The organism is Prevotella sp. AM34-19LB (genome assembly GCF_003468525.1).
GTDB lineage: Bacteria > Bacteroidota > Bacteroidia > Bacteroidales > Bacteroidaceae > Prevotella.
On sequence record NZ_QSIG01000045.1, the window covers coordinates 1 to 22449 of the forward strand.

At 47.5% G+C, this 22449-nt stretch carries 19 protein-coding genes, 2 tRNA genes and 4 pseudogenes; 2 read left to right on the plus strand and 23 right to left on the minus strand.

The window, feature by feature from the left end; genetic code table 11:
- Positions 1–96 precede the first annotated feature (96 nt).
- From DW830_RS12300 to DW830_RS12320, 5 genes and pseudogenes are all read right to left on the minus strand, one after another.
- Positions 97–507 (minus strand): annotated as a pseudogene (locus DW830_RS12300) (alanine:cation symporter family protein); the annotation flags it as partial.
- Between the two features lie 63 nt (positions 508–570).
- Positions 571–1149 carry a DUF4230 domain-containing protein gene (locus tag DW830_RS12305; RefSeq protein ID WP_119250107.1) on the minus strand — a complete coding sequence of 193 codons (579 nt, stop codon included), beginning with the start codon at positions 1147–1149 and terminating at the stop codon, positions 571–573.
- A gap of 41 nt (positions 1150–1190) precedes the next feature.
- A complete protein-coding gene (locus tag DW830_RS12310) occupies positions 1191–1874 on the minus strand; it encodes a DUF4230 domain-containing protein (RefSeq protein ID WP_119250108.1) in 684 nt (227 codons plus the stop codon).
- A 116-nt stretch (positions 1875–1990) separates the two neighbouring features.
- Positions 1991–2467 carry a 6,7-dimethyl-8-ribityllumazine synthase gene (gene ribH, locus DW830_RS12315; protein WP_119250109.1) on the minus strand — a complete coding sequence of 159 codons (477 nt, stop codon included), beginning with the start codon at positions 2465–2467 and terminating at the stop codon, positions 1991–1993.
- Between the two features lie 11 nt (positions 2468–2478).
- Positions 2479–3174, minus strand: coding sequence for a tetratricopeptide repeat protein (locus DW830_RS12320; RefSeq protein WP_119250110.1), 696 nt, complete (start codon positions 3172–3174; stop codon positions 2479–2481).
- Between the two features lie 156 nt (positions 3175–3330).
- On the opposite strand from DW830_RS12320, the gene recF reads away from it, so the two are divergent.
- The gene (gene recF / locus DW830_RS12325; protein ID WP_119250111.1) at positions 3331–4431 is read left to right on the plus strand and encodes a DNA replication/repair protein RecF; all 1101 of its coding nucleotides are present in this window, start codon (positions 3331–3333) and stop codon (positions 4429–4431) included.
- Positions 4432–4475: 44 nt separating this feature from the next.
- Positions 4476–4765, plus strand: a pseudogene (locus DW830_RS12330) (DUF721 domain-containing protein).
- Positions 4766–4799: 34 nt separating this feature from the next.
- Here DW830_RS12330 and DW830_RS12335 read toward each other — a convergent pair.
- From DW830_RS12335 to DW830_RS12420, 18 genes and pseudogenes are all read right to left on the minus strand, one after another.
- On the minus strand, positions 4800–5363 hold the full coding sequence (locus DW830_RS12335) for a DUF4738 domain-containing protein (RefSeq protein WP_119250112.1): 564 nt from the start codon (positions 5361–5363) through the stop codon (positions 4800–4802).
- Between the two features lie 459 nt (positions 5364–5822).
- Positions 5823–6362, minus strand: a complete 540-nt coding sequence (locus DW830_RS12340; RefSeq protein ID WP_119250113.1) for a 5-formyltetrahydrofolate cyclo-ligase — start codon at positions 6360–6362, stop codon at positions 5823–5825.
- A 2-nt stretch (positions 6363–6364) separates the two neighbouring features.
- Positions 6365–8055: pseudogene (locus DW830_RS12345) on the minus strand (S41 family peptidase).
- 45 nt (positions 8056–8100) lie between these two features.
- Positions 8101–8541, minus strand: a complete 441-nt coding sequence (locus tag DW830_RS12350; RefSeq protein WP_119250114.1) for a deoxycytidylate deaminase — start codon at positions 8539–8541, stop codon at positions 8101–8103.
- A gap of 78 nt (positions 8542–8619) precedes the next feature.
- Positions 8620–10716 (minus strand): M3 family metallopeptidase, encoded by a 2097-nt coding sequence (locus DW830_RS12355; RefSeq protein WP_119250115.1) that lies wholly within the window; start codon positions 10714–10716, stop codon positions 8620–8622.
- A gap of 11 nt (positions 10717–10727) precedes the next feature.
- Positions 10728–11402, minus strand: a complete 675-nt coding sequence (locus DW830_RS12360) for a Crp/Fnr family transcriptional regulator (RefSeq protein WP_119250116.1) — start codon at positions 11400–11402, stop codon at positions 10728–10730.
- A 32-nt stretch (positions 11403–11434) separates the two neighbouring features.
- Positions 11435–12451 carry an FAD:protein FMN transferase gene (locus DW830_RS12365; protein WP_119250117.1) on the minus strand — a complete coding sequence of 339 codons (1017 nt, stop codon included), beginning with the start codon at positions 12449–12451 and terminating at the stop codon, positions 11435–11437.
- Between the two features lie 96 nt (positions 12452–12547).
- Positions 12548–13177, minus strand: a complete 630-nt coding sequence (locus DW830_RS12370) for a DUF6048 family protein (protein ID WP_317125420.1) — start codon at positions 13175–13177, stop codon at positions 12548–12550.
- Positions 13178–13187: 10 nt separating this feature from the next.
- Positions 13188–13670, minus strand: a complete 483-nt coding sequence (locus tag DW830_RS12375) for a DUF6452 family protein (RefSeq protein WP_119250118.1) — start codon at positions 13668–13670, stop codon at positions 13188–13190.
- Positions 13658–14629, minus strand: a complete 972-nt coding sequence (locus DW830_RS12380; RefSeq protein WP_089545210.1) for a glycosyltransferase family 2 protein — start codon at positions 14627–14629, stop codon at positions 13658–13660. Before DW830_RS12380 ends, DW830_RS12375 begins: the two co-directional genes overlap by 13 nt.
- Positions 14630–14645: 16 nt before the next feature.
- Positions 14646–15278, minus strand: coding sequence for a DUF4199 domain-containing protein (locus tag DW830_RS12385; protein ID WP_119250119.1), 633 nt, complete (start codon positions 15276–15278; stop codon positions 14646–14648).
- Between the two features lie 158 nt (positions 15279–15436).
- Positions 15437–15510, minus strand: a tRNA-Thr gene (locus DW830_RS12390).
- A 302-nt stretch (positions 15511–15812) separates the two neighbouring features.
- Positions 15813–18395, minus strand: coding sequence for an endonuclease MutS2 (locus DW830_RS12395; protein WP_119250120.1), 2583 nt, complete (start codon positions 18393–18395; stop codon positions 15813–15815).
- A gap of 29 nt (positions 18396–18424) precedes the next feature.
- Positions 18425–19093 carry a thiamine phosphate synthase gene (locus DW830_RS12400; protein WP_119250121.1) on the minus strand — a complete coding sequence of 223 codons (669 nt, stop codon included), beginning with the start codon at positions 19091–19093 and terminating at the stop codon, positions 18425–18427.
- A gap of 97 nt (positions 19094–19190) precedes the next feature.
- Positions 19191–20069 (minus strand): radical SAM/SPASM domain-containing protein, encoded by an 879-nt coding sequence (locus DW830_RS12405; protein ID WP_119250122.1) that lies wholly within the window; start codon positions 20067–20069, stop codon positions 19191–19193.
- Between the two features lie 67 nt (positions 20070–20136).
- A pseudogene (gene thiD, locus DW830_RS12410) lies at positions 20137–20960 on the minus strand (bifunctional hydroxymethylpyrimidine kinase/phosphomethylpyrimidine kinase).
- Positions 20961–21258: 298 nt separating this feature from the next.
- Positions 21259–21343, minus strand: a tRNA-Ser gene (locus tag DW830_RS12415).
- A 531-nt stretch (positions 21344–21874) separates the two neighbouring features.
- Positions 21875–22449 (minus strand): IS66 family transposase (locus tag DW830_RS12420; protein ID WP_147487266.1); only part of this gene is annotated, 575 nt, incomplete at its 5' end.

Below are 22449 nucleotides of genomic sequence, written 5' to 3' on the forward strand. Positions count from 1 at the left end.
TTGTCTCAGCAACCATCCAAGATATATAGATGGTTGCCAAGCCACTGTGTCCCTTATATAAAAACATTATAAAGCCTTTAGGCTGAGATTATTATCCCGAACTGAGGTATACATCGGACCGCCAAGCATCTCTCCACGCTTGGTCTTGACACGGTATTTCACGGCAAGAAGACCTTCGGCATACTTGGTGGAGATGCCGAAGACACCGGTGAGCCAGCACCAGAGTACAGCACCCGGTCCACCCAGGGCTATGGCAGTGGCCACACCTATGATGTTACCGGTACCGATGGTAGCGGCAAGGGCTGTGGCGAGGGCTCTGAACTGGGAGACATCGCCAGTGGCATTCTTGTCCTTCTTGAAGGACAGCGCTATCGCCTGGAAAATCTTACGCTGTGGAAAGCGAAGGCGAACCGTCAGGAAAATGTGGGTTCCCAGCAGCAGGATGATCATCGGCCATCCCCAAAGGAACGAACTGAAGGATGTGAAAAATTCGTTGATTGCTTCCATGTTAATCTCTCTTTAAAATACAATTATAAAATCTATATCTAATATCTATTATAAAATCTATATCTAATTCTCAAACTCTACCCGGACATTGGGGAATCCCATAGCCTTGAACATATCGCGGAACTGCTGCCTGGCATTGCGCTGGGCGATACGGATATTGGCTGGGGTGAGGCAGCGCTTCTTCATTTGGGCATAGGCACGGTCGTAGAGTGCCTGGCGGTCGGCTCCCGTCCACTTTCCTTCTTCGAAGAAGCTGCGGGTTCGGGCTTCGTCGATGAAGTTGTTATCCAACAGTCGGATAGGAGGGAGGGTGCAGACGATGGAATCCTTCTCGGCATTTGCCTGGATCCATCCTTCCTTTACATCTTTCATATTGATGCCCAGGCGCAGGGTGCCGTAATAGATGCGCACCAGCTGGTCGTCGCCGAAGAAGCCGCGACGAACGGTATCTACCAGTTCCTCGTTGCTGATGGCGAGAAACTCCCATTCGCCTATCGCCTCGATGCTCTCTACCTGGGTAGGCGACAGGGTGGTCTGCTCTTCTGTGGTTACGCTCACCGTATTATCCTTGTTGAGCCAATAGATCGTGCCCGCTAGTATGAGGGCAAGGATGGTGAGCAGGATGATGCCATATTTCTTCATATCTCATTCCTCCTTAGTTTGAGGGTTTGTCTTTCTTCTCACTAGTTCTTATCTTTCTTCTCCACTCCCGAGTTCTGCAGGAATCCCCTGATATCATCGAGGGTGAACTTCTTGCGGAAGCTGATCTGGATGTTCTCTTCCCGGAAACCCATCTGCTTGAGCATCGGGATGAGGGTGTTGGCTGCACTGATGCGAGCCTGCTCCATCAGGTCGAGGTTGGGAATATCGCGGATGATGCTCTCTCTGCCCTGCTGTTCCAGTTGGGTGAGTTCGGCATCGGAGTAGTTGCTGCGGGTGAGTGAAACATACTGTTTCAGTTTCTTGTGGTCGATTCGGCTGCTGGTGAGCAGCATCTTCGGGTCGGGCAGGATGATTTCAATCTTGTCTCCTTTACGTGACACATTCCTGTCTGAGAATCCCTGGAAATCTACATACGCCTTGATGGTAGCATCCATGGGGATGGCTACCTTTCGGTTGGAGCCTGGCACGGGGATGTTGAATTCGTGCTTCAGGAAGGAACCCTTAAGCTTGAACTGGTCATCGTGGGTGATGATCTTATGAACGTGCGCCTCGGCGGTATAAAGGCGCGTGCATTTCTGTATCTGCATCACCATCGTGGGGATGGTATCGATGACGCTCTTCTTCTCTTCTGCCGGCTTCTTGGGAGAGCAGGAGAGGAGGCTGAGGATAACCGCCGGGATGAGGATAAAAAATACTTTCTTCATACGAATAAGGGTATAATTATACAATGTATTACGTAATATATATAATAATATGATGAGGATATAATAAAAGCTCTTGAAGTTAGGTTTCGCCAAACGTCAAGAGCTTTCTTATGTGATTAGAATTTTGCCATTTTGATAGCGTCGATAGCGCACTCGTCACCCTTGTTACCCAACTTGCCGCCGCTGCGATCCTTCGCCTGCTGGAGGTCGTTGGTGGTGAGAAGTCCGTAGATGACAGGGATTTCCTGAGTGGCATTGAGGCGCGCAATACCGTAGGTGACACCCTCGCAGATATAGTCGAAGTGCGGAGTCTCACCACGAATCACACTACCCAGGATGATGACAGCATCGTAGCCGCCATTGAGCACCATCTGATGTGCGCCGTAGATAAGCTCGAAGCTTCCCGGTACGGTCTTCATATGGATGTTCTCAGGGATGGCTCCATGCTTCTCCAGCGTCTTGACTGCTCCATCGAGCAAGGCGCCTGTAATCTCTGGGTTCCATTCTGCTACCACGATACCGAAGCACATATTGCTGGCATCTGGAATCTTGGAAAAGTCGTATTCCGACAAATTATGAAGTGCTGTTGCCATAATGTTCTGATTTAGTTGGAAGCACGCTCGATGTACTTATCGATCTCAGAGCTCTGAACGAGCATAGAGTTTACATACTTCTTCTTGATGTCCTGATAGATGCTCAAAGCCTCTGCCTTCTTGTTCTGGCTCTCCAGAATTTCGCCAGCCTTGATGAGGAAGGCAGGAGAGAGAGAGTTGTTGGCATCATCCTCTGCCTTGCTGTCTGCCATGGAAGCTGCCTTCTTGAAAGCGGCTACGGCATCATCGAGCTTGTTGAGGTGAGCGTATGCATCGCCGAGGGCTGCCTGAGCGGCTGGGCTGATCATCTCGTCGCCCTTAGATGAGAATGCATCGAGGCTCTTCTCTGCCTCTGCCCACTTGCCGAGGTTGGCATAGCAGAGACCTGCATAGAGGTTGGCGAGGTTGCCTGCATCGGTGCTGCCGTATTCGCTGGCAATCTTTGCGAATCCTACGTAGCCAGCGCCATCGCCGTTGAGTGCCTGCTCATACATCTCGTTCTGGAAATAGGTCTGACCCTTGCCGAGCAATGTGCTTGCCTTGTCCTCACGAGGACCTGCAATCTGAGACATGTAAGCGAATACACCTGCGATGATAACGATCAATGCTACCACTGCGATCATAATTGCCTTCTTGTACTTCATGAAGAAGGCCTCATTCATGTTAAGGCTCTCGATTTCCTGAGCCTGTACGTTGTTGTTTGCCATTTCTTATTTTTTGTTTTTTATTATTCTTTGTGATTCCTAGCTCTTTTAGGTTGCAAATTTACTGATTTTTATTCAGATATTGAAATTTCTAGCCTACTTTTTTCGTTTTTTGGGCTTTTTCTGCTAACTTTGCAGTCAATTAGCAGAAAAGTATCTATGATTTTAAAGAATATTTCCATTATTAATTACAAAAACATCAAGGGCGCCAACCTGGAGCTTTCGCCCAAGATCAACTGTCTTATCGGCCATAATGGTATGGGTAAGACCAACTTTCTCGATGCCATCTACTATCTCTCGTTTTGCAGGAGCGCCAACAATCCCATCGATTCGCAGATCATCATGCACGACGAGGCTTTCTTCATGCTGGAGGGCAACTACGAGAGTGATAATGGAGATATGGAGAATATCTACTGCGGCATGAAAAGGGGAACCAAGAAGCACTTCAAACGCAACAAGAAGGAGTATAAAAGGCTCTCGCAGCACATCGGACTCATCCCGCTCATCTATGTTTCGCCTTCGGATGTTTCGCTCATAGAAGGCGGAAGCGAGGAGAGAAGAAAGCTGATGGATGTGGTGATTTCGCAATACGACAATACGTATATTGAGGCGCTGAACAACTACAATAAGGCGCTGCAGCATAGAAATGCGCTCCTGAAGATGGAGGAGGAACCGGATGCTACACTGATGGAACTCTGGGAACAGCAGATGGCGATGAACGGAGAAATGCTCTATGCCAAGAGACAGGCGTTTGTGAACGAACTGGTGCCGCTGTTTCAGGAGATTTACCAGCATATTTCGGGCAATCAGGAGAAGGTGGGGCTGCATTATATCTCCCACTGTCAGAGAGGACCGTTGCTGGAGGTGATTCAGCGTGACAGGTTCAAGGATAGAGCCGTAGGATATTCATTGCACGGCATGCACAGGGATGATCTGGAATTTACCATCGGAGATTATCAGATGAAGCGCGAGGGAAGTCAGGGACAGAACAAGAGTTATGTGATTGCCCTGAAGCTGGCGCAGTTCAGTTTCCTGCAGCGTACGTGTTCGAATACCACTCCTTTGCTGCTTCTGGATGATATCTTTGATAAGCTTGATGCTCAGAGAGTTGAAGCCATTGTTCAACTGGTATCGAGTGACAGCTTCGGTCAGATTTTCATCACGGATACGAATAGGGATCATCTGGATCAGATTCTCCATCGACTGAATGGCGATTTTCGGATTTTTGAGGTGAATAATGGAGAAATTGCGTATGTTTAAAATAGAGTATGTTTTTTGATAGCATATTTTAGGAGGAGTAGCTTATGTTTAGACAGAAAGTTAAATCGATAGCAGAACTATTGCCTGAGTTTCTGAGAAACCAGGGATTGGAGACGCCTTTGCTGCAGAGGCGTCTGATTGATAGTTGGGAGACTGTGGTTGGGGCACCAATCGCAGCCTATTGCGGTGAGAAGTTCATCAAGAACCAGACGCTGTTTGTGAAAGTGATGAATCCGGCACTGAGGCTGATCTTACCATGAATCGCTCCATCCTGGTTCGCCGATTGAACGAGCAGGTGGGAAGCATGGTGATTGCAGATATCAGATTCTATTAAGCGCAAACTTCTTGCGCTTAATAGAATTTCTTGTTTATACTCCTTCGTCATCATCTTCTGATTCTTCTTTAGAAGTAGAAGAGGCTGAAGAGGTGGATTCGGTATCGGATTCGGTATCGAGAACCTGGTCTTTGCTGATACTGACGGCACCCATTCTTGATATTTTCAGTACCAGTGGAAGATATTCATCGCTGGTGATATCCGGGGAACCGACACTGGCTGCAAAACAGAGATTGTTTCCTTCTGCCTTATCGAAAACGATGCCAAGAAGGGCTCCCGTCGATTTCGTCTTCTTATCGAGATTGCTTTCAAAGGCAGCCTTTGTAAAGGTGCGGTTGAAGAACTCGGTGCCATCGCTTCTCAGAATGCGGATGGTGATCTTATTATCGTAATACTTGTTGGTCTTGTCCAGTTGGATGATGGATAATTCGTGGTCGGCTTCTCGCTTCACTACTACCTTGTAATGGTTGCCCAGCCATTCTACATCTCTTGACTGTTCATATCCGCTCATCTCCTGGGTGGGTTTGTTGGTTACCTGTGCCACAGGTTTAGGGGCAATGATAATCTTGCTCTTTTTCTTTTCTGCGCAAGAAGCCATAAGCCTAACGCCAGAATGGATAATAATATGTAGTTATTTCGTTTCATCATTGTTGTTTATGTTTTGAATGCAATGCTTTTTTGATTTGCATTGTTTCGTTATTGTTTTGAATGCAATGCTTTTTTGATTTGCATTGTTTTCTTGTTCGAAATACAAAAGTAGTAAAAAAAGACGAGAAATCCTATTGTTTGCCGTTAAAAAACGAAAAAAGCATCGACTTTCACAAGCCGGTGCTTCAGATCTACCTAAATACTAACTAATAAATTTCCTATTGAATCTTACACGATATAATAAAAGTTCAGTTTATGAATTCTAATCGTTCTATTTGACCCCGAAAATCCGAAAAGGTTTAATCGGGGAGAATAAAAAAACGTCTTTTTTCTTTTATTAACGCATTTTCCTGCGTTATATTGTATTTTTCTGCGAAAAAATACTTTTTTTTATGAGATAATCTCTTTCTTACGAGACGATTACATTCATGGCGATGTCTGTTTCCTCCGTAGGAATCTGAGACAGGAGCTGGAAGGGGAAGGCGATGCCTATTCTGTAGGCTCCAGGAATCTTCGGAAGGAAGCGGTCGTAATAGGCCTTGCCCCTGCCCAGACGATTGCCCTGTGTATCGAATGCCATACCCGGAATGATGGCTACATCTATCTCACTGTAACGATGGGGAGGAAAAAGGGCGCCTGCAGGCTCCATGATATGATAGGCGCCTTCTCTTAAATCCGCTCTTCCGCTGTATTCACGGAGCACCATATTGTGATCGTCAATTACTTCGGGCAATAATACCTTCTTGCCGGAAGCTACCAGACTGTCGATGAAACGATGGGTATTCACCTCGTCGGGGAGTGAATAGTACATCATCACCGTATGAGCAGACTGCAGATGCCCATTCTCTGCTAGATGAGACAAAACAGAAAGCGACAGTTCCTCAAGAGCACTTGAGGAATACTGTCGCTTTCTATCTCTTATTGTATTTCTTAATTCTTTCTTATCCATGCTTACTTCTTCTTTACCACGTTGCTTGCAGCCTTTGTAGCCTTTGTTGCTTTTGCAGCCTTTGCCGGTACAGCAGGTTTCTTAGGGAAGGCAGCGTGATTATTGAAGACCTCGAGAGTTTTCCTGATCACAGGATCATCCTGGTTGATGTATTCAGTCCACGCCTGTTCATCCAGCATATTGTAGATGATACGGCTGTCGAGGACACGGTCCAGCAGCTTGTGAGACTTGCGGATGAGAAGGTTACGGCGCTTCAGTCCGCGCTTGTCGGCATAAACGACAAACTGCTCTACCAGGTTCTGCTTGTCAAGATAATCGGCGAGTTCCATCATCTCCTTGAAATTGTTCAACTTAGGACGATTGTCATCCGTATAGGTAAACGCAAACTGGAGAATCAGTCCGCTCATGCTCGCTTCCTTGAAGTAAGATGTCATACCCAGGGTATCTTCAGGAACGAAGATATCTGGAGTGATGCCACCACCACCATAAACCACTCTGCCAATGCCGGTATGGTAAGCCGGACCGGTATGCTTGATGCTATCCTGCGAGAAGAATTCTCCATGCTCGTAACGGGTGAGGAGATCCTGCTCGTAATCACCGCTGTCGCCCAAGGTATATGGCTTCTGGATACATCTGCCTGATGGAGTATAGTAACGGGCGATGGTAAGACGGATGAGACTGTGGTCAGGGAACTCAATCTGCTGCTGTACCAATCCCTTACCGAACGAACGGCGGCCGATGATGGTGGCACGGTCGTTGTCCTGCATGGCTCCTGCAAAGATTTCAGCCGAAGAAGCAGAACCCTCATTGATGAGCACAACCATCGGAATCTTCTGGTAGGAACCCTTGCCATCACTCATGTAATCCTGTCGAGGCGACTTGCGGCCCTGGGTATAGAGGATGAGTTTCTTCTCTGGCAGGAACTCGTTTGCCATATTCACAGCGGCTGTGAGATAACCACCTGAATTGTCGCGCAGGTCGATACAGAGATTCTTGAATCCCTGCTGCGAGAGTTTTGCCAGGGCGATGAGCATTTCAGGATAGGTGTTCTCGCCAAAGTTCTTGATGCGGATATATCCGGTGTTGTCATCGAGCATATAGCAGCGGTGACACTCTTGGTAGGTATCTCGCCACGGGTGACGGTGAAGGTCTGCACCTTCTTGCTGCCATAGCGGATGACACCAATCTTCACCTTGGTATCCTTAGGACCCTTGAGGCGATGCATCGCTTCCTGATTGGTGACAATCTTGCCTACGAAAGGCTTGCCATCTACGGCCACAATCTTATCACCTGCCAACAATCCAGCCTTTTCGGCTGGTCCGTTCTGAATCACATTCTGCACATGGATGGTGTCCTGGCGGATGACAAACTCGATGCCCACGCCCGAGAACGAACCTTTGAGGTCGTCGGTGGCGGCTGCTGCATCCTTCGCACTGATATAGACAGAGTGAGGATCCAGTTCGGCAAGTATCTGAGGAATCGCCTTATCAACCAACGAATCGATGTTCACGGCATCTACATACTGGTCATCGATGAGGTGAAGCAGGTTGTTCAGACGGTTGCTTCCACTGTTGATGACATTGAGTCGGTTGCCAGCGAAATGATTCGAAAAGAATGTGCCGATGATGATGCCCAGCACAACGCAGAGCGCCATGATGAAGGGCATATACCGATTGGTCTTATTCTTATTCATATTCATAACTAACTAATTTAATATACTAACGTTTCTTTCTCTCTTTTACTCTCTTATTTCATCCGGATTCATGTATTCTACCACTACTCCTGCACGCTTCAGAAGATCCACACCGTCGGTGAGGCGGTATTTCTCGGCATAGACCACACGCTTGATGCCCGACTGGATGATGAGCTTGGAGCATTCGATGCAGGGAGAGGCAGTGACATAGAGTGTACTGCCCTCGCTGTTGTTGCTGCTGCGTGCCAGCTTGGTGATGGCGTTGGCCTCGGCATGCAGAACGTAGGGCTTGGTTACATTGTTCTCCTCGCAGACGTTCTCGAATCCGCTGGGAGTTCCATTGTATCCATCGCTGATGATCATCTTGTCCTTCACCACCAGCGCACCTACCTGGCGGCGCTTGCAGTAGCTGTTCTCAGCCCAGATGCGAGCCATACGCAGGTAGCGCAGGTCGAGCTTCTTCTGTTTAGAAAGTTGATTTTCCATCCTTTTTTATAGTTAATAGTTTATAATTAACAATTTACAATCAATGATGAATGATTCTGTCTTTTGCAGATAAAACTCTTAACTCTTCTTGATCTCGTTGCGTTCGAGCAGGGCATCGATGGTTGGCTCCTGTCCGCGGAATCGCTTGTAGAGCGTCATCGGATGCTCGGTGCCTCCCTTAGAAAGGATATTGTCGCGGAAGCTCTGGGCGGTAGCCTGATCGAAGATGCCGTTCTTCTTGAATACGCTGAAGGCATCGGCATCGAGCACCTCTGCCCACTTGTAGCTGTAGTAGCCGGCCGCATATCCACCTGCCATGATATGAGAGAACTGTACGGTCATGCAGGTATCAGGCAACTGAGGTAAGATCATCGCCTTTTTCCATGCCTCCTTCTCAAATGGGATGATATCTTCTGTAAAGGCATCCTTCTTGGTATAGTATGCCATATCTAGCAATCCGAAACTTACCTGGCGCAGGCAGGCATAAGCCGTCATGAAGTTGCGGCTCTTCACGATGCGCTCGATGAGATCGTCAGGCAATGGTTCGCCTGTCTCGTAATGGAAGGCGAAGGTGCGCAGGAAATCCTTCTCCACCGCATAGTTTTCCATAAACTGGGATGGCAACTCTACGAAGTCCCACCATACATTGGTGCCCGAAAGACTCTCGAAACGGGTGTTGGCAAACATGCCGTGGAGGCTGTGACCAAACTCGTGGAGGAAGGTCTCTACCTCGCCCAGGGTCAGGAGGGCTGGCTTCTCGGCGGTAGGCTTGGTGAAGTTCATTACCACGCTGACATGAGGGCGCACATTGGTGCCCTTGTAATCTATCCACTGTCCCTGGAACTCTGTCATCCAGGCACCTCCCTGCTTGCCCTTGCGAGGGAAGAAGTCGGCATAGAAGACTGCCAGATAGCTGCCATCCTTATCGAATACCTCGTATGCCTTGACGTCAGGATGATAGACCGGGATGTCCTTGTTCTCCTGGAAGGTGATGCCGTAGAGCTTGTTGGCAAGACCGAATACGCCATCAATCACCTTATCGAGCTGGAAATAAGGACGAAGCATCTCTGCATCGAGATTGTACTTCTCCATCTGGAGCTTATGAGAATAGAATCCGAAATCCCATGGCTGCATCTCGAAATCATCGCCCTCCAGTTTCCTGGCGAGCGCCTCTACCTCTGCTGCCTCGTGGATGGCGGTAGGCTTGTAGGCATCGATGAGATCGTTCAGAAGCTTATACACTTTTTCCGTGGTGCTTGCCATACGATGACGGAGTACGTAATCGGCATAGGTCTCGAATCCCAGAAGCTGTGCCAGCTCTCTGCGCAGGTTGACCAGTCGCTGACAGATCTGCAGGTTGTTCTGCTCGTTGTCGTGGGTACAGACGGTATTTCTCGCCATGTACATCTGCTTGCGGAGTTCGCGCTGGGTAGAGTAGGTCATGAAAGGAGAGTAGCTAGGGAAGTCGAGGGTGAAGATCCATCCCTCTTCGTTCTTCTCCTTTGCATTATGGGCTGCAGCAGCGATGGCGGTCTCTGGGAGTCCGTCGAGCTGAGCCTTATCGGTGATATGCAGGGTGTAAGCCTTGTTTTCCTTCAGTAGATTCTGCGAGAACTGGAGGGTGAGCATGCTTGCCTCCTCGGTGAGCTTGCGCAGCTTCTCCTTGCCTTCCTCATCGAGCAGGGCACCGCTGCGCACGAAACCGTCGTAGCTGGTGTCGAGGAGCATCTGTTCCTCGGCATTGAGTTCACGGTTTGGATGATCGTGAACGTATTTGATGCGCTCGAAGAGCTTCTTGTTCAAGGTGATATCGTTGGCATGCTTGGTGAGAATAGGACTCAGTTTCTGTGCCAGTTCTTCCATCTCATCGCAGGTTTCTGCACTCATCATGCAAGAGAAAACATTGGAAACACGACTTAGGAGATCGTAATAATGTTCCCCTTTCTCGGTATCTACGCGGGCAATGGTGTTCTCGAAGGTTGGCTCTGCCGGGTCATTGATAATCTTATCAGTGGCCTCGTCATCGCGTCGGATACCTTCCATGAAAGCCTCTTCGTAATCGCCGAGCTGGATTCGGTGGAAAGGGACTGTATAATGTGGGGTGCCGTAGGGCAGGAAGAAAGGATTCTCTCTCTTCTGGGTTTCGTTATTCTTTGTAGAGTTGTTATCTTGCATAATTGTAATTATTATCTATTGATTAATTTCTCGAGTGCAGGAATGCTGATTCTGCCGCGATAGAGTTTGATCAGTCCCTGGGTTTCCATTTCGTTGAGCGCCACTGATACTTTGAGCCGCTTGACATTCAGCTCCAGAGCCAGGCGATCCATCTTGATGTGGATGTTTTTTTCGCCTGCCGGACGTAGGCAATGATTCTCGAAGAATCGGATGATGCTGTCGCTGATCGTCTTTGGGGGTACCCTGAAGAGTCGGCGATTGCTTCTCTGTGCCTGGGTGGAGATGAGGTTGAGCAGATTGATGTGGAAGATCTCGTATTGGTTGGCGAGTCGCAGCACTTCTTTCTTGCTGATGCTCATCAGGCTGCAGGCTTTTCTCGCCACATAGTGATGGGGCGAGTGCTGGTCGTATCCGAAGAGGCGTTCTATCATGAATACCTCCGGCGCCTTGATGGTCTCTACGATTCTATACCCACGGTCATCTGCCATAGTCTCTACTGCCACTTCTCCGGAAAGGAGAAAGAGCAGGCGGTGATAGGGTTCACCTATCTCGGTTAAAGTCTCACCTTCTTCTATCTTCTGGAAATCGAACTTGGTATGTCCGGCAATCTGAAGAAGGTCGGCGCGGCTCATTCCGAGAAACAGAGGCAGATTCAAGAGCGTATCGTATAACTTATCTTCCTGCATCGTTCTTTATTTTTCTTACTTTTTCTGAAGCTTTATTTTCCTAACTTCTTCTGAAGAGATGGAGAATACCAGATTTGGTTGCTGCCCTTCTGGTCTGAATAAATCAGATAGGCGCAAAGCTCGGGATGTTTCTCCAGAATCTTCTTGGCTCCATCCAATCCCAGTACCATGAACGAAGTGGCATAGGCATCGGCGGTGGCACAGTCATTTGCAAATACGGTGGCAGAAAGGATGTTGTGCTGTACCGGATAGCCTGTCTTCGGGTCGATGGTGTGGGCATACTTCTTTCCGTTCTTGTAGTAGAAGTTGCGGTAGTTGCCACTGGTTGCCATCGCGATATTGCTTACGCTGACTACATCCTGGATAGCCTGACTGGTATTGAGTGAATCATCCGTTGGCTTGTTGATTCCGATGCGCCAAGGCTGCAGTTTCTCGCTGTTGCCGTTAACTACGATTTCTCCACCTATCTCTACCATGAAGTTCTGCACGCCCTTCTTCTTGAGGAATCTCGCTACCACATCGGTGCCATATCCCTTGGCAATGGCAGAGCAGTCGAGCATCGTCTTCGGATTTTTCTTGATGACGTAACCATCCTGCAGGGAAACGGTGTGGAATCCCACGATGGCACGCAGACTGTCGATGGTCTGTCGGGTAGGAGGGTTACCGGTCTTGAAACCGAATCCCCAGGCATTCACCATAGGTGCCACGGTGATATCGAAGGCTCCGTCTGTATCTCCGGAAATCTTCTCGGCGAGTTGGAATACCTCGCTGAACATCTCATCTACCTTCACCTTTTCATTGCGGTTGACGCGGGAGATGATGGAGGTCTTGTTGAACGGGGAGAGTGAATTATCCACCTTCTGCAATTCTGCCTCTATCTCTTTCTGATAGTTGGTGTCACTCTGGTAAGTGATGTGATAGATGGTGCCGAATACCATACCCTCATCTTTCTGGAATGGGGTGTTGCGCTGCTGGCGTATCACGAAGATACTGCCTATGATCAGAATGAGCAGAAAAGGTATCTGCCAAATCAGTTTCTTATTTTTCATTGTCTTGCTTACATTATATCTCAAGTGTAACGTTAAAGGTGCCGCCTAATCTGGAACTGCCTTGCTTTCCGAAGCCTGGCACATAGTAGCAGTTGCCTATTTCGCCATCCTTCTTAGCCAATCGGCGCTTGTATTGGAAGCTCCATCCCATGCGGACGGGCCCCAGATCTTGGCATCTACTCCGAAGACTCCTTCCAGCCAGTGATAGTTACTCTTCACGCCTTCGGCTCCATAAGGAACATCGCCACCCCATACCGGATCCTTGATAGGAGGAGAGGTGACATCGTATTTAAAGGATGTGAAACCGTAGCGGAAGCCACCGAACAGACGGTAATCGTCGTGCTTGTTCTTCAGCAGGTTCCAGTCTATACCGATGCGGGCATAGGGAGCGCTGGTCTTGTAATTGATCTTCGTGCTCTCGTCGCTGGCATCAGCCTTGCCATATCCCAGCTCGAAGACCGGATAGTACTTGTCCTTGAGATTGACACGGAGGGAAGCCTCATACTGTCCGTAATCGCTGACCATCAACTGAACCGGTCCGATGACATCTACTCCCACAGCTATTCCGCGGAAGAGTGGGATGGTATCCTTCTCCACAGTAGCCATCTTCTTCTGGTTCTGTGCATTCGCAGAAGCACCTCCCAGCATCAGAAGACAAGCCAGAAGGAAAGCTCCTTTCTCTACAGCTTTTGTCATCTCCAAAGAAACAGCTTTGGTTATCCCCATGAAAGCTGTCTTAGTGGCGATTGCCGAAATAGATATAGAAATGTGCTTTAGATGCATCATAATTTACCTCTTTATTGTTGATGACTATCGAGTCGATGTAGTTATGAGTGGTCTTCACCTCCGTAATGGTATGGAAGAATGACGGACCGCAATCTACAGACTCGAAATGCGAATAATTTTCCTTCTTCACGGTCACCGTGTCTTTCCACACCTGATGATCGCGGTTGCGAATCTCGAAGTAGAAAACATCCTCCGGCTGATGATAACTCATCGGAAGAATGAAACTATCTACTTTCACATCCTTGTTGATGAGCACGCTGTCGGTGCCCGCTGTCTTGGTGGTCGAGATGGTCATGGTGTCCTGCAGGGTCTTGATGTTGCCCATCAGCTTGTACTTGGTGTAAGTCGTGTTGTTGAGCGGGCAGTCGAGGGTGGAGCATCCCACCACCGTGAGCACCATCATCAGGATGACCATTGGTATTATTTTCCGCATCTTATTTCCTTTTCTATTTGATAATCGTTACGGTTTGGATTCTGACGGCTGATCAGGTCGCCCAGGAATCCGGCAAGGAAGAACTGGCTACCCAGTACCATAGCGATGAGCGCAATGTAGAAGTATGGGGAGTCGGTGATGAGATGACCATATACGCCATGGTAGAGGTCGATGCTCTTGTCGATGCCCAAGCCGATGAGCGAGAGGAAGCCGATGAAGAACACGAGACTGCCCAGGAATCCGAATACATGCATTGGCTTCTTGCCGAAGTTGCTGAGGAACCAGAGGGTCATCAGGTCGAGATAGCCGTTTACGAAACGGTTCCAGCCCATGAACTTGGAGGTTCCGAACTTGCGTGCCTGGTGGTGAACTGGTTTTTCGCCAATCTTGGCAAAGCCGGCGTTCTTGGCAAGATATGGGATGTAGCGATGCATCTCGCCATATACCTCGATGTTCTTGACTACTTCGCGGCGATAAGCCTTCAGTCCGCAGTTGAAGTCATGGAGATTATGGATTCCGCTTACCTTGCGGGCTGTAGCATTGAACAGCTTGGTAGGGATGGTCTTGCTGAGAGGGTCGCCCTGCTTGCGGTTCTGCTTGTAACCGGAAACGAGGTCGTAGCCTTCCTTGGTGATCATCTGATAGAGTCCCGGAATCTCATCAGGAGAATCCTGCAGGTCTGCATCCATGGTGATGACAACATCTCCCTGTGCCTCCTTGAATCCGCAATAGAGTGCCGGACTCTTTCCGTAGTTGCGACGGAACTTGATGCCCTTTACCTGCTCGAACTTCTCGGCAAGTTCTTCTATGACATTCCATGAACGGTCGGTAGAACCGTCGTTCACGAAGATAACTTCGTATGTGAAATCGTTGGTGTCCATCACTCGCTTGATCCAAGCAAAGAGTTCTGGCAATGATTCTTCCTCGTTGAAAAGAGGAACAATAACTGAAATATCCATTTTCTTATGTTATGTTTTAAGATTTTCTAATTCGTTTCTTTGAATAGATGGCAGCGAGAATCGGGCTGATTATTGCGCCTGCTACCAGGTCGGTGATCATGAACATGGATGCCCATGCGATAGGCTTCATCATCGTGATGGCATCGAAGAGGGCTTTGGTTTCCTCTGCAGTCAACTGATAAGCCTGGGCTATCATCTGGTAGTTGGTCTGGAGCTGGGTCATAAACATGCCGGTGTTCATGAATCGGAACCAGAGATACTGCACGATGGTGAGCAGCAGGGTGGCATAGAAGAATGTCTGGACACAGTAATACAATCCGTGCTTGAAGGAGATATGACCTTCTCTTACCACATCACGGAAATATTTCAAACGCTTTCCCACCACAAATGGAGTGGAGAGGATGAGGAGATTGGAAAACAATCCCAATATCTGGTATTTCGGGTCGGCTGCTAGCATGGTACAAACGAAACTAGCTACCCATACGATACCAAGCAGGGTACCGTCTTGACGGGCAAAAGCCTTGGTCTGTTTGATCTTACCTGTATCAATCACAAAAATCTTGATCTTCTGATCAGGGGTGTCGAACTTTGTCTGGCTCTGCTCGTCGTTCTTCTTTTCTTCTTGCTTCTCGTTATTTTCTGTATTCATTGTCTTAATGTATTTCTACGAATGTAATATATCAATTTGCAAAAATACAACTTTTTTATTATATAAGGTGTAAAGGGGGAGAATATTTATAGATAATTAAAGATAGAATGGTTTTAAAAACAAAAAAAGGAACCTTCTGAAAGAAGATTCCTTTTTTGAGCCTCTTGTCGGATTCGAACCAACGACCCCGAGATTACAAATCACGTGCTCTGGCCAACTGAGCTAAAGAGGCGGGTGGACAAGCGATTCATATCGCACCGCTACAACCAAGTACCCTTGCTATGTTCCCATCCTGGGGGATTCCGAGGGAGCTGGTCGTATGAGACTTGTCCGTCTCATATACTTGAAAGCGGTTATTGCTTTTAAGCGAGTGCAAAAGTACTGCAATTTTCTGAACCTGCCAAATTTTTCAATGAAAAAGTTGATAATGTTAACGTTTATTTAGAAAAAGGAGGCAGATAATTGCCCCCTTTTTTCTATTACACCTTATTATATTTAACAGAAGTGATATTTTATATTTAGCGGAAGAGACTTTTAAAAATCAACTACCGTGATGCCAGCACCGCCGAATTGAACATGCTCATCGGCATAATGCGTTACATTTGGAACGCTGCTCAGGTACTGCCGGATGAGCTGTCGGAGAATTCCATTGCCCTTGCCATGAAGAATTCTAACTCTTGGCATACCTACCAGGATGGCATCGTCAATGAAATACTGAACGGCATTCAGTGCTTCATCGCCACGCATACCTCGAACATCCAGATCCTGATGGAAATTGGTCTTGTGAGCATCAATCGTCTTGCGGGTCTCCTTGCTGATACCATAAGAAGCCAGGTTTTCCTTGCGCTCCTCGGTCTTATCTACGTTTTCGGCTGTGGCTGTGGCGTGTTCCAGTCTGTTGAGGCGCATCTTGGTACGCATGCCGCCAAAAACAGCCGTGGCAGTATCGCCGTTGATGCTCTCTACCTTTCCTATCGTAGTCAAGCCCTTGATTCGTACGGTATCGCCCACCTGGATTTCTCGCTTGCTGTCGCTCTGTACCTTGCTCTGTGCATTTCGCAGAGCTGCAGCCGCCTTCTCCTGGTTCTCCTTTTTCTCAGCCTGGCGCTTGGCATGGCGCTCCTTGCGCTGCTGGATCTGGGCAATCTTGCGGGCAATCTTGTCGTCCGATTCCTTGGTGTCAATCTCTTGAACCTCCTGCTTGAAGGCATCGAGTTCCTGACGGATGCGACGGGTTTCCTCCTTCTCTGCCTGACTCTCTCGAATCTCTCGGATGGCATTCTCAATCTTCTTGTTGCTCTCCTTCAGGAGTTCTGCAGCTTTCTCCTTCGCTTTCTTGAGAATCGCCTTTCTGCTGCGCTCGATATCCTCGATGTCGCTTTCATATTTCGAGATGGTCTTCTCCATATCCTTCTCGCGCTGATGGATATTCTGGCGCTTGTTCTCCCAGTATCGCTTGTCGCGGACGATATCCTGCAGGTACTTGTCGCTCTGGATATATTCGGAACCTACGATGTCGGATGCCTCCTTGATGACTTCTTCCGGCAATCCGATCTTTCTTGCGATTTCGATGGCGAAAGATGAACCTGGACGTCCGATGGCGAGCTGGAAGAGTGCCTTCATCTCATGACGGTCGTAAAGCATGGCGCCGTTTACCACTCCCTCGTGACTGTCGGCAAAATGCTTCAGGTTCTGATAGTGGGTGGTGATGACGCCGTATGCCTGCTGCTTGCAGAACTTGTCGAGTACGGCTTCGGCGATGGCACCGCCAATGCCCGGTTCGGTACCTGTACCAAACTCATCTATCAGTATGATGGTGTCGCCATTGGCTGCCTTCATCATATTCTTCATGTTCAAGAGGTGAGAAGAGTAGGTACTCAGGTCGTTCTCCAGACTCTGTTCATCACCGATGTCTATCATGATGTTCTGGAAAACACCCGTCTTGGAACGCTCGCTCACCGGGATGCTCAATCCGCATTGCAGCATATATTGAAGCAGACCTACGGTCTTGAGACATACGGATTTACCTCCGGCGTTAGGTCCCGAGATGATGAGGATGCGCTTATCCTGTGTCAAGGTGATGTCGAGTGGCACTACCTTCTCGTTCTTCTTCTGCAGGGATTGCTGAAGGAGTGGGTGGATGGCACGGATCCAATCCACGTGTGGATGGTCTTCTACCTCTGGCTCTATCGCCTTGAAAACATCGGCGAGTTTCTGTTTAGCCTGAATCAGGTCGATGATGGCGAGGAAGCGGTAGCTGTCCAATATTTCCTTGGAGAATGGGCGTACCTTGTTGGTGAAATCGGTAAGGATTCGGATGATCTCCTTTCTCTCTTCACCTTCCAATTCGCGCACACGGTTGTTGGCCTCCACCACTTCGGTTGGCTCGATAAAGACGGTCTTGCCGGTGGCACTCTCGTCGTGAACGATACCCTTGATTCGGCGCTTGAGGGTAGGGATGACTGGGATAACCAGTCGGCCGTCGCGCAGGGTTGGGGTTACATCTTTCTCTACGATGCCTTCGCTCTGTGCCGAGCGCAGAATACTATATAAGGTACGCGAGATACTTCCCTCTGTCTTTGCCAGTTCTCTGCGAATCTGGAGAAGTTCTGGGGTCGCATTATCGCGAATCTTACCAAACTTGTCGAGAATCTGGTCGATGCGCTGGATCAGCTGTGGGAAGGTCATGACGTCTTTTGAAAGGCGATGGAGGGCAGGGTAAGGATACTGCTTTTCTCTGCGCCAGCCATCTTCAGGTTCGCCGTGACCATCATCTTCGTCGCTATGATTCAGAATCTTTACCATCCCTGCGATGGTGGCAAGCGAACGTCTTAAATCGAACAGTTCATCCTCTTCTAAGTGGGTGTTTTCCACACGGATACGGAGGATGCTTTCTCTTACGTCATAGAAATATTGAAGGGGAAAGTCTTCTACTTCCTCCATCAATCTGCGGAACTCACGCACCTGCATGAGCCACTCGTTAACGAGTTCTGCGTCGCTGCTGAAAGACATCTTGTCCACCTGTTCCTTGCCAAGTGGAGAGAGACATCTTTCGCGCAACATTTTACGGATTTCATTGAATCCTATCTTGTTTTCAAAATTATCTGGATAAATCATGGGTGCAAAAGTACAACTATTTTGGCTAACTACCAAACATTTGAGCCATTAAGTGTGTTCTTGGCGCCTCGGGGTGTTAATCTTTGTCTGATATCTGCCAGGTATTCCTTCCAGTTGTATTCGTGTCGTCGGTTCCATACGTCACCCAGGAAAGCTGCTCCGCCGAAGTTCCAGGCGCGCAGCTGGGGAATGAATTGAGGGATGACGCCGCCAAGGGCAATCACCTTTTCATTAATGATGCTGCTGTTGCCTGCATCTTCCAAATCTCTGTTGGAGAAGGAATGATTGTAGCCTTTCTTCGAAATGCTGTCGAAGATTGGACTGAGGAATACGTAATCGAATTGTGGCTTTGATTCCTTTGGAAAATCAGGATTAGCGTTATTTACCGACTGGGTGACTTCCTCGAAACTGTGGCAGGAGCGGGAGAGACTTCCCTGGAAGTTCTCTGGAATCTGGCTGTTTCTCCGGTTGAGGTGAATGCCATGGAGATGGTATTTCTCGCAGAGTTCGAAGTGGTCGTGAATCACGATTTGAGGATACCATTTCGGGTCAATCTTCTGGAGCAGTTGCTCGCATTCTTCTGGTGATGAATCGGGTTTGCGCAGATGGAGCAGATCGATTCCTGCTTCAAAAAGCTGGTCGATGTACTTTGCTTCATGCGAAATAAAGGTTGGTGTTGTGATAATAATCCATTTCATTTCTTCTTGCTTTTAGGTATTTTGAGATTAATGATTATGATAGTTTACTTGCTATGAAAGCTTGGGGGAGAAGCTTTCATAGCATAGAGTTTCTTTCCTAGCTTCTGGCCTTTCCCCTAAAACTGTTTCTTACGAGTGCAGATTCGCAGTTCTGGCAGAGTGCTTCTGTGGCAGTATGGTGCTTGAAGCCTTCTATCATTGCCTGGGCACGAGGTGAAGAGAGGATTTCTTCGAGTGACTGATGGAGCAGGTTGCCCAAAATGACATCGCCGTTATGGTCGAGACAGCAAGGTACGAGACTTCCGTCGGCAAGAACGCCTATCTGCTTCAGCAATGCTTTGCAGAAGACTTCCCTGTTTTCATCTTTGTTCTTGTTATCATCCCCTTTCTTGATGTCGTTTTCGAAGTTTGGCCATTCGAATTTCCGGTCAAACTCCAGATATAGATGATCGCAAAGTCGGAACCCGTCAGGGCGTTCTTTCCATGGCTTGGGTACGTATTTCTCGATGAGTCGCATCACTTCCTCGTTTTCCTTGTCCCTTCCTCCTTGGTTCCAGAGGCGCAATACCATACAGGTGCCTTGAGCGGCGGCCTGTGTGGAGAAAGTCATCACCTCATCCATATAGCTGGAGAGTTCTTCCTTTGCATTGCTTTCATGGGAATGGAGGGAGAGTTGTATCTTGTGGGGTAGGGTATCGAGGAGTTCCATGGCACGGTGCAGGAGGGTTCCGTTAGAGGTAAGCACCGTCTTGAATCCTTTCTCGCGTGCCGTTGTGATAAACTGTGGCAGCAGGGGATGGAGCAGGGGCTCACCCATCAGGTGGAAATAAAGGAAACAGACCTTTCCACGGATCTTGTCGGTGAGCAGGTTGAATTCCTCTGCACTCAACAGTCGCTTTTCCCGGGTGTGCTTGGGACAGAAGTGACAGTTGAGGTTACAGGTATTTGTGATTTCTATGTAACAACGATCAATCATTCTTTGTCTTTTCTCTTCTCTGTTTTTATCAGCTTTTTCATGAGCGGCTTATTGTTTTCGCTCTTTTTCAGCTTTTGGTAAATAATGATTTTGGTTCGTAGAAGTGGTTCACCGGACCGTGACCTTCTCCAATTTTAATGTCCTTACCTGCCAGGATGGCACCTGAAAGATAGGTTTAGCCATAGCTATGGCTGTATTCATATCCATTTCTCTTGCCAGGTAAGAGGTGATGGCAGAGGATAGGGTGCAGCCGGTGCCGTGGGTATTGCGGGTGTTTACGCTGATGCCACGATAGCTGGTTTTCTGCTTTCCGCCCTCGAAGAGGTAGTCTATCTTCTCCTCTCCATCAAAATGACCGCCCTTGATCAATACATATCTGCATCCCAGTTTGCTGATGGCAGCTGCGGCAGCTTTGATATCTTCTACATTTTCTATTTTTCTATTGGCAAGAATTTCTGCCTCAGGGATATTTGGGGTGAGCAGGGTGGCTAAAGGCAGCAGTTCGGTGTTGAATACATCGAGTGCATCCTCCTGCATCAGTCGGCAGCCACTGGTAGATACCATAACTGGGTCGATAACGAGATGCTGGAAGCTTTCCTGGTATTTCTTGAGGGTTTCTGCGATGGCACGAATGGTATCGCAATCATTTACCATACCTATCTTTATAGCATCAGGGTGGATATCTTCCATCACGGCCTCTATCTGTCCTTTCACGATTTCCGGTTCTACATTCTGGATGCCATACACTCCCTTGGTGTTCTGTACGGTGATGGCTGTGATTGCGGAAGCGGCATATACGCCCAATGCCGACATCGTCTTGATGTCTGCCTGAATGCCAGCTCCTCCGCAACTGTCAGAACCGGCTATAGTTAATGCTGTGTAGTATCTCATATCTCCTTTTTTTGTATGTTACTTTTGCAGAAGTATAGTCGTTTTTATATCTATATTGCAAAAGTACAATTATTTATTGAATTATCACCCTCTTTTATGGAAAAATTTGATGGTTGGGCTTACTTTTTATTCATTATTGAACTTTTGTATGTGGTTCGAATATGAGCTGAAAGCTTAAAAGCTCTGGAAACTGTACGCCCTGAAAGTTTAGTAATATCAAAGATCTTAGTAATATCAAAGATCTAGGAAGGTGATATAAAAGAAAAAGCCTTCTGAAATTTCTTTCAGAAGGCTCTTGCGGAGAGAGAGGGATTCGAACCCCCGGTACCTCTCGGTACGACGGTTTTCAAGACCGTTGTAATCGACCACTCTACCATCTCTCCAAATTCGGTCTGGATGACTATAGCTTGGTTTTCTTAAGCGGGTGCAAAGGTACTACTTTTTTTTGAATCCACCAAATTTTAAGGGGATAAATTTGCAAAAAATATTTAAGATGGATAATAATTCTCCTTTCACAGAATGTGTATTGTGTTGAAAATAAGAATGTTAAGTGTGAAAGGAAAAATCTCTTTATTTTGAGATGGTAATTGATGGCTAAGCTTAAATCTGGCGATGTTCCTTGCTCCGATAGGGAATAGTGGGTGTCTTGATAACCAGCAAGGGTTCGTCACACGCATACGTATAGATATTTTTTCTCGAAAAAAGTATCAAAGTCTCATTGTTTATATAAAACCTAATGCTATATATCTAACATTCAGATGGTTTTATAGAATGAGACTTCTCTGAATATATAGAAAAAAGTATCATAGAAGTATCATAAATAATGGAAATGTATGTAAGCGGCTCGTAAACGGCTCCGCGTTTATACCTTGCATAAAAAAAAAAAGCAGTAACAGCTGATTAAACAAATGCTGCTACTGCTTTTTCCATCGGTCAGGAAGTATGTCTCTATATTTCTCCAATGGGGTATTCGGTTGCCATTCAATGGTCTTTTCTATGACATCGCTAATGTATTCAAACAGATTGATGCCATTCAACTTGCATGAGATAGCTATAGAATATAGGATAGCTCCCCGTCTTGCTCCTTCGTGCGAACCAAAGAACAACGAGTTTCTTCTTGATAACGATATGTATCTTTGGATTCTCTCAATGTAGTTGTTATCAAGAGCCGTATCACCTCTTTTGAAGATGTCACAAATGGCATTATATTCATTAAGGGCATAACCAACCGCCTGCGCCAAGGTAGACTTGGGCAGCAGATCCTTCCTGGAAGATATTTCCTCCAGTTTCTCCAATAAATCCTGTAAAATGTCCGGTGCATATGACTGCCGATAGGCTAGATGGTCTTCAACGGTCCATCCATTTACCCCAACCTTATGTTTTTTGTCTTCTCGATAAAATCTGTTGATGATATCTACGACTTTCTGAGCATCCTTGTCCTCCTTGCCGCAGTCGATGAAGTCTCTCTTGACATGCTGTAGGCAGGCGA

What these genes read in the sequence shown, in the direction of transcription:
- DW830_RS12395 (WP_119250120.1), bottom strand. Translation starts at nt 18,395, where the DNA reads ATGATTTATCCAGATAATTTTGAAAACAAGATAGGATTCAATGAAATC.
- DW830_RS12350 (WP_119250114.1), bottom strand. Translation starts at nt 8,541, where the DNA reads ATGGAAAATCAACTTTCTAAACAGAAGAAGCTCGACCTGCGCTACCTG.
- recF (WP_119250111.1), top strand. Translation starts at nt 3,331, where the DNA reads ATGATTTTAAAGAATATTTCCATTATTAATTACAAAAACATCAAGGGC.
- DW830_RS12375 (WP_119250118.1), bottom strand. Translation starts at nt 13,670, where the DNA reads ATGCGGAAAATAATACCAATGGTCATCCTGATGATGGTGCTCACGGTG.
- DW830_RS12340 (WP_119250113.1), bottom strand. Translation starts at nt 6,362, where the DNA reads ATGGATAAGAAAGAATTAAGAAATACAATAAGAGATAGAAAGCGACAG.
- DW830_RS12305 (WP_119250107.1), bottom strand. Translation starts at nt 1,149, where the DNA reads ATGAAGAAATATGGCATCATCCTGCTCACCATCCTTGCCCTCATACTA.
- DW830_RS12310 (WP_119250108.1), bottom strand. Translation starts at nt 1,874, where the DNA reads ATGAAGAAAGTATTTTTTATCCTCATCCCGGCGGTTATCCTCAGCCTC.
- DW830_RS12380 (WP_089545210.1), bottom strand. Translation starts at nt 14,629, where the DNA reads ATGGATATTTCAGTTATTGTTCCTCTTTTCAACGAGGAAGAATCATTG.
- DW830_RS12405 (WP_119250122.1), bottom strand. Translation starts at nt 20,069, where the DNA reads ATGATTGATCGTTGTTACATAGAAATCACAAATACCTGTAACCTCAAC.
- DW830_RS12385 (WP_119250119.1), bottom strand. Translation starts at nt 15,278, where the DNA reads ATGAATACAGAAAATAACGAGAAGCAAGAAGAAAAGAAGAACGACGAG.
- DW830_RS12365 (WP_119250117.1), bottom strand. Translation starts at nt 12,451, where the DNA reads ATGAAAAATAAGAAACTGATTTGGCAGATACCTTTTCTGCTCATTCTG.
- DW830_RS12355 (WP_119250115.1), bottom strand. Translation starts at nt 10,716, where the DNA reads ATGCAAGATAACAACTCTACAAAGAATAACGAAACCCAGAAGAGAGAG.
- DW830_RS12370 (WP_317125420.1), bottom strand. Translation starts at nt 13,177, where the DNA reads ATGGGGATAACCAAAGCTGTTTCTTTGGAGATGACAAAAGCTGTAGAG.
- DW830_RS12320 (WP_119250110.1), bottom strand. Translation starts at nt 3,174, where the DNA reads ATGGCAAACAACAACGTACAGGCTCAGGAAATCGAGAGCCTTAACATG.
- DW830_RS12360 (WP_119250116.1), bottom strand. Translation starts at nt 11,402, where the DNA reads ATGCAGGAAGATAAGTTATACGATACGCTCTTGAATCTGCCTCTGTTT.
- DW830_RS12335 (WP_119250112.1), bottom strand. Translation starts at nt 5,363, where the DNA reads ATGGCTTCTTGCGCAGAAAAGAAAAAGAGCAAGATTATCATTGCCCCT.
- ribH (WP_119250109.1), bottom strand. Translation starts at nt 2,467, where the DNA reads ATGGCAACAGCACTTCATAATTTGTCGGAATACGACTTTTCCAAGATT.
- DW830_RS12400 (WP_119250121.1), bottom strand. Translation starts at nt 19,093, where the DNA reads ATGAAATGGATTATTATCACAACACCAACCTTTATTTCGCATGAAGCA.